This is a genomic window from Oribacterium sp., assembly GCF_057249185.1.
The window spans coordinates 1-5,093 of the sequence record NZ_DBHIGR010000157.1; the positions used below are offsets into that span (position 1 = coordinate 1).

Annotated in this window: 4 protein-coding genes and 1 pseudogene; all 5 read right to left on the reverse strand. The window is 38.6% G+C overall.

All coding sequences use genetic code 11. The annotated features are described in order from the left end of the window. A partial coding sequence (locus ACO4PX_RS08410; RefSeq protein WP_485572268.1) for a hypothetical protein occupies positions 1-341 on the reverse strand: 341 nt, incomplete at its 3' end. Between the two features lie 33 nt (positions 342-374). Next, positions 375-1,319: a DUF3137 domain-containing protein gene (locus tag ACO4PX_RS08415; protein ID WP_485528284.1), complete on the reverse strand. Its 945-nt coding sequence runs from the start codon at positions 1,317-1,319 to the stop codon at positions 375-377. A 144-nt stretch (positions 1,320-1,463) separates the two neighbouring features. Continuing rightward, a complete protein-coding gene (locus ACO4PX_RS08420; RefSeq protein WP_485572269.1) occupies positions 1,464-1,793 on the reverse strand; it encodes a hypothetical protein in 330 nt (109 codons plus the stop codon). A 60-nt stretch (positions 1,794-1,853) separates the two neighbouring features. Further along, complete coding sequence (locus ACO4PX_RS08425) at positions 1,854-4,445, reverse strand: hypothetical protein (protein ID WP_485572270.1); 2,592 nt, start codon at positions 4,443-4,445, stop codon at positions 1,854-1,856. A gap of 427 nt (positions 4,446-4,872) precedes the next feature. Further along, positions 4,873-5,093 (reverse strand): annotated as a pseudogene (locus tag ACO4PX_RS08430) (N-acetylmuramoyl-L-alanine amidase family protein); the annotation flags it as partial.

Below are 5,093 nucleotides of genomic sequence, written 5' to 3' on the forward strand. Positions count from 1 at the left end.
CCGCCACCATTTCCGCCACTGTACTTCGTAAGTCTAAATCCTAAAAAACTACTTGCTTTCTCATTTCCGTGTATGAGAAGATTCATTTGTTTCAGACTAAGATAGCGATACAAGCCTATATTTTCAATATCTTGTACCGTTATCTCCTCTTTGTATTCCAAGCCTTCGTATTTATAATTCTCTGCCACTCTCACTACCGCCGCATTGCAGGCCGCTGTAAACATGTTTCGCTGATACAAATGAACGGATAAGGCCAAAAAAAACATAAGAATAAAGATAGAAAATATCATTCCTATCCCCCATTCCAGCATTATGGTTCCCTCTTCACTTCGAACATCCATAACTCACCTCTTTTGTTCCCATTGTTTACATTACTATTTAGAAAAAACCGATGCCATAGCCTTTGCTTCCTGACTTAAGTCTTTTAGATAGAGAGCCGCTTTTTCCACCGACCACTCACTCAGCTTCTTCTTTGTGTACGGCACCGGAAACATATATTCATTGGTATATTTGCTGATGTAAAGCTTATTTCCCTTTAGATAGGCACAAAGTCCCTGATCTGAAATCTGCTCATCAAACCAAGCCAGAACACTTGGACTTAAGAACTTTCGGGCAGCAATCTCATCCGTACAGTAAATGTTGTAATTTTCATTGTGCCGCACATCCTCCACATCAATCTTCTGCTCTCCCTCTAAGGCTCCCGCATATTTTCCCTGGGTCTCTATATTCAAATGCGCAAGTTTCTTTGTGGGCACAATCCGTACATGCCCTTGATAAACTTCCGTCAGAGTTAGGGCGTACAAAACGCCTTGGAAATCCCTCACTGTCTTAGTTCGTTTTTCCTTTCCACTCTTGTACTCTTCTTCATGCCAGGCATACAAATTACAAACACTAAGGTTTCTTTCGTCATTAAACTTCAATGCATCGAATTGATTATACTTCTCGGACTTGGGAACCGCATATTTTACATCCTCTATAGGCTCTTCTCCCCAGGAGTGAATCTTAGCCTTCGGAAGGATTGCCCCCAGTATCAGATTAAGAATCTGTTCTGTATAGATATCATCCAAATCGATATCACTTTTGCTCTTAAAAAAGGGGATGATGATCAAGACAAACAGCAAGATTCCTGCCAAAGGAAAGCCTGCACGACGAGGCAGATAGCACATCACGAAGAGACAAATTAGTCCCTTGGCAGCCATGTCTACACCTTGCCTGTCTCTTTTAACAAGTTCGTCTTTTATCAGTTTATAGTTTTTTTTAAACTCTTCAGTGCGTTTAAGTTCCTTTAATTTCTCTACTTCTTCAGCTGTTAATGCCATTTTCCTATTTTCTCCTTTAAAATTGTACTTCTGTGAATGCTTTCACCTCTGATGCAATTTATTGGCCTTCCCTTATTTCTACTGTCTTACATCGATAACTAATAAAAAATATTTACCATATCTCTAATCTCTTGATTCAACTCTTTAAGACTGAGTGCTGCTTTTTCTATTGACCATGCATCCAGCATTTTCTGTGTATATGGCACCTGGAACAGATAGTGATTCTGATATACTGAAATAAACAGCTTGTTTTCTTTCACCCTCCAATGCTTCAAGATATCTTCCTTGGATTTCTTTTTTTAAGAATTTTGATAAGCAAAATAAAACCTTTAAATGAAAATACAGTTTTTTTCTTTCTTCAAGTCCGATTTCCTCTTTAATTAGTTTATAAGCTTTTAAAAATTTATCTGACTTCTTAAATTCTATTAATCTTTCTTTTTCTTCACTTGTTAAGCGAATACAATCTTTTTCCATCAGCTTTCTGCGACTTTCCGTTTCCGATATATACTTTAAACCTCACAATAATACTGTTCTCTAATACCCAAGCGTTTTCGTACAATCCAGTTTAAACCCGCCTGTACTTTTTGTAATAGGTACAAATTCATTTAATTGATACTCTGTGGTAGCGGTAATCCCGGTATAAGCTTTGCTCAAATGATAATCCGTTTTTTCCTTGTACTTTTCCTTTGCCTCCAATTGCACAAGGTTCTGTAAGCGCATAAGATACTGATCTTGATTTGTTCCAAGAAGCATCAAATACAAACAATGCTCCCCGTAGTCCGCCTTCAGAAAGCCTTGCTCATCTTTTAAGCCCATGGCCTCTGTGGGTTTTTTGAAATCTTTATTTTTTTCTTTCTTACCCCCACCATCCTTTCCGCCGGAGGAATCATTCCCTCCGGTCTTTCCGGAACTGTCACCACCTGAGTTATTTGTACTTGATGAGTCACTGGTACCGGAGGAGTCTTTGGTCCCGGAGGAGTCACCGGCGTTATCCGAGGAGCTTTGCGTTTCTTTACTGCTGTTTTTGGATTTTTTCGCCAAGCCCTCTGTCTTTTCTTTAATCTTACCCTGTAAAGCATCACTTATGCCGGTGCATTGTAACAGGTCATTGAGTAAATCCGGAAGTCCGGCGGTAGACATATAGGCTTTTAGCTTAATAAAACTAACGGATTGTTTGTTGACCAGAAGAATCATATCAATAAAAGCCTCTATTATAAGAAGGATTACAAAAAATAGCGCTATAAAAGGACCTGTAATGCTTGATGCCTGAAGCCAATCTGATTCTGCAATAGCAGGAAGATTCGTGAGTAATCTTAACAAGAAGATATTAAAGAATGTACCTACCTGCGCTCCTTTTTCCGAGTTGGAACCGGTAAATAGATACTCTAATTCTGCTCCCTTGTATAATTTATCGCTTCCGCCTGCATTGTCCATCTTGGGATAATTCCAAAAATCTCCGTCTAAGAAGCCTATGTTATAGGTGCCGCCGGCCATTTCAAAAATATTACTATAATCATATCCCGTTAAAGTGGAGCCATCACTGTAATTGGTTCTGTTAGGCATGTTGTAGACACCGTAACCATAGAGAAGATAGTTCTTCCCCAGGTTTTCTTTGAACATAAGAAGTCGACCAAGATTTTGGAGTCTGCTACTTGCCCAATCATATATACCCTTGAAAAAAGTAACCATGCTGGTCAAATAAGACCCAAGGGCTTTCAAAATTCCCAAAAAATCCGCTCCGCTTACCGCCGTAATGAAGTCGGTGATAGAAGAGAGCAAATTCACAATACTGTCTGTCATTTCTGCTGTTCCCAAGTCCAGTACACCACTTTGATTAATCAGTTCATTGGGATCCAAATTAGAATCTAAGGAACCGTCATACAAAATTTTTACTCCCAAAATCTCATACAACAAATCCTTAAGCTGTGTTGCAATATCAACGCTGTCATCAGATCCCTTAATGATATTTTGCAAATCTCCATATAAAGCAGCCGTTCTTTGGTCCACATCCTCTATTTCCGATAGAACTACATATCCCTCGATTTTTTCATCTTTTTCAGCAGAGTAAGACTCCAGTTTTTTCGCCTGTTCTTCTAATTTTCCATCATCTTCTTTTCCGTCATTGTATAATTCCTTTTGATAGGAATCTAAACTGTTTTGCACCTGATTATTGATTTCATGATAGGTCACAAACAAAGGATCCTGTAACGTATCCACATCATGTTTATTCTTTTCATATTCTTGGGCATTACTAATCAGTTCATCCGCTGCTTTTCTAAACGATTCCTGGTTCTTTACAAAATCTCTCTCCTTCTCTTTTAAAGAAGAAAGCTTCTCTTTTAGATCTCTGGTCGCTGTACCAAAGGCTCCGGCTTTACTGTTTACATCACTAATGTAGGAATCTAAAGAAATATCCTCACCATTATCCTTCTTGCTTCTTGCCTCTTCCAGCGCTTGATAAGCATCATCATAGGCCTTTCTTGCTTCTTTATACTTTGTTAAAGACTCTCCGTATTTCTTTGCTTCATCGGAGTATTCTTTTAAAGATTTTGCCATATTAATGGCGGAATCGGTAATATCAATGGCGTTCTTTCCGCCATCCATCACATTTTTACATACCTTTAGGGAATCTAAATTATAGAAGTTAGATAATAAATCTTCTATGTTTAAACCTTCCACCAAAGTGTTGATAGGTACGGAAAGCTCACTGTATTCATACACTTCCTGTCTTAATGCCAAAGGTTCAATAAGCGAATTTTTTCCTTCTGCCGATCCTCCCGCTAAGCTAATAGCCTTTCCGAAACCTTGGACGTTCGCTTCCAGATAGCTTTGATAACGAGAATCCAAAGACTCTTTCTGATCCTGTCTTACCGCCATAAAGCCGAAACGCTCATCCAAATAGGGGTCATAATGGGCAAGAGCAGAAAAAATAGAGCTTCCCATCAGCTCTTCAATAATGGCTTGTGCGCTTTGTATTCTAGCATATTCTACAAAAATCAAAGTACACATCAACAAAGGAGAAACGGTCAATGCCAAAAAAATGGAAATCATTCCCTTTCCGCCATTTATATGAGAATACAAAAACCGCTTCAGTTTTTTCTGAAATCCTAAAAATAACTTTTTCATCCGCCCTCCCTTGCAAAACCGAATCTATAAAGACAGTAAAATTACTCTATACCTTTATCCTTTTGTTTTTCTCGTTTTTCTCTCATTTGCAAAAGAAGGAATCGTACTTTTCTCGCTGAGCAGAGAATCCCCGAATAAACTGCCGGTCTTTTTGCATATTGTCTCGTCTTTACGCCCTTAAGATAAAACTGTTACTCTTCTGTGCCTGTACAACTGCATAAGTTTAAACAATTTCTTATCGCTCTTTATTCTATCCGAAAGGCTCTTTTTTTTCAATAATTTTATTAAAATAGCTGTATTTTTAATTTATAATTAATGACATTAAGGCTGTTTATGTATCTGCAGATTTCCGTTAAAAACAAAAGGAGAAGCCGTAATCAAACAACTTCTCCTCTTTCCCATCTATTGATTTGTATAGTTTTTGTAGCTATTTTTTAATCTGTGGAACACCATTCTCTACCCATCTTCCTTCCGAATCCACTTGGTAACCTTCCGGCGTTTTTTCATTTCGATAGAGATGCCCCTCGTTGTTTCCGCTGTCCGTTCCGAAGTAATAGCAATAACCGTCAATCCACTGCCATCCGGTCAGCATTCTTCCCATCCAACCGTCGGAGCCCGGGAAGAGATAGTACTTACTGCCATTCAAGT

Coding starts and splice junctions, on each gene's coding strand:
- ACO4PX_RS08415 (WP_485528284.1), bottom strand. CDS start 1,319: ATGGCATTAACAGCTGAAGAAGTAGAGAAATTAAAGGAACTTAAACGC.
- ACO4PX_RS08420 (WP_485572269.1), bottom strand. CDS start 1,793: ATGGAAAAAGATTGTATTCGCTTAACAAGTGAAGAAAAAGAAAGATTA.
- ACO4PX_RS08425 (WP_485572270.1), bottom strand. CDS start 4,445: ATGAAAAAGTTATTTTTAGGATTTCAGAAAAAACTGAAGCGGTTTTTG.